The sequence below is a fragment of the Helicobacter mehlei genome, from assembly GCF_003660265.1.
In the GTDB taxonomy this organism is placed as follows: Bacteria; Campylobacterota; Campylobacteria; order Campylobacterales; family Helicobacteraceae; genus Helicobacter; species Helicobacter mehlei.
Map to the genome: position 1 here is coordinate 1 of NZ_QXQP01000054.1, position 1,550 is coordinate 1,550.

Consider the following 1,550-nt stretch of genomic DNA (forward strand, 5'->3'; position numbering starts at 1 on the left):
TTTGGGCACAAAATCACGCAACCACTGTTTGACCTGTTCCATCGCTTTGCGATCGTCCATAGCATGTAAGGATGCTAGAAAGCAGGCTAAAAAATATAACCATGTTCTTAATATTTTCATATAAATTTTCTCCGTGAGTGATTTAAGCTCGCCTAATCTCTAGGCGCGCAATCTGTAGTTTAAGCACTTTATCCCTAAAATTATATTTGCATGCTTGGAAGTCAAGGATTGTCTTTACCCTCTTATTAAATGCTTCAACACATAGCGTTTCACAAAAAAACTCACACTATCGGCTTCTTGATCAGCTAGAGCTTTGAGGGTGTCGTATTCCTCTTGGGACAAGTAAAAAGTGATGGTGTGGTTTTGTTTTAAGTGGGGAGGTAGGGGCTTTCTGCCCGGTTTAGCTTTGTCTTTGGCCTTAAAGGTGTTCTCTTGGGCATTGCTGGCATTCTTTAAAGCGTCTTGAATGGTTTTAGGGGTGTTTTCGCTCATTGATTGCTCCTTGTGTCAAAGTGTCTAAAAGGCGTTGGTATTCTGTGATGAAAGTCTTGTAATGGAGTCTAGAGAGTGGGGTTTGTAAAAAGAGCTCTTTGAAGCTCAGCCCTTTACGCATAGAGTTTTCTACAATCTTAGAGCGTTTAAAAAAGAAAAAGTTTAAGTCTGTGAAGTTAGATTGTAAGGTAGAGCTAGCTTGTTCTTTTTCCTCTAGGCTTTGGTAATCCGTGATGAGAACCATTAAGGGCACTTTTAAAGCTTGCAACTCTTGGATGGTTTCAATGGTCTTTAGTAGGGCGTTGTAAAGAGGGGTGCAGGGAATGATGATGGCTTGGCTAGCTTGAGCGATGTCTAAAACCCCGCTTTGGATAAAGCCCCCAAAGTCATAGACACAATTGTCGATCAAAGAGGGGCGGGTGCTAATCTTAGCTTTATCAGGGTAAATGCTCTCAATGATAGAAGAGTCATTGCTTTGCAAGAACAAATCTAAATCTTTAGCAATGGAGAAACTAAAGGCGGTCTTACCCACCCCGCCTTTCTTGTTGATGGTGGAGAGAATCATAAGCACCTCGTTTTGATTTTTCTGGGTTACTTGCATAGATGCATCGCCGACTAAATAAGTATAATATTTAATCCATTAAAAAATATTTAAGATTTTGATTAATCAAATGAATTATATTTTTAATTGTGTTAAATATAGATGGACAATATTATATAACAAGTGTGCGGGCTTGCTATAGCCTTTGCAAAGTAAAATCCCACGCCATCGATTGATGATGTTTGGATTTCCATATGACTTGTTTTAAACCATAGCAAGGATTAAGGGGCAAATTTTGTGCGGAGGCAACAAAAGCACGCAACAAAAGGATATAATGAGAGCACAAGAAATCTTAGAAGGGGAGTTTTTGACATGGCTTTCAAACCTTTTTCTATCCCTAAAGCCTTAAACACAGAGGGGGCTAGAAACAGCAAGATAAATTCTATAATATCCTATAATTCTCTATAAATTTTTTATATGATTTTAAGTTTCTAGGTGCTACTATGTTGGCATGAAT

Annotated in this window: 2 protein-coding genes; both read right to left on the bottom strand. The window is 38.5% G+C overall.

Annotated elements, in window-relative coordinates; genetic code table 11:
- Nucleotides 1-234: 234 nt before the first annotated feature.
- Nucleotides 235-492 carry a ribbon-helix-helix domain-containing protein gene (locus tag EAO36_RS08170; protein ID WP_120948756.1) on the bottom strand — a complete coding sequence of 86 codons (258 nt, stop codon included), beginning with the start codon at nucleotides 490-492 and terminating at the stop codon, nucleotides 235-237.
- The gene (locus EAO36_RS08175; protein WP_120948765.1) at nucleotides 473-1,057 is read right to left on the bottom strand and encodes a P-loop NTPase family protein; all 585 of its coding nucleotides are present in this window, start codon (nucleotides 1,055-1,057) and stop codon (nucleotides 473-475) included. The genes EAO36_RS08170 and EAO36_RS08175 overlap by 20 nt, the downstream gene beginning before the upstream one ends.
- Between the last annotated feature and the right edge of the window lie 493 nt (nucleotides 1,058-1,550).

Coding starts and splice junctions, on each gene's coding strand:
- EAO36_RS08170 (WP_120948756.1), bottom strand. CDS start 492: ATGAGCGAAAACACCCCTAAAACCATTCAAGACGCTTTAAAGAATGCC.
- EAO36_RS08175 (WP_120948765.1), bottom strand. CDS start 1,057: ATGATTCTCTCCACCATCAACAAGAAAGGCGGGGTGGGTAAGACCGCC.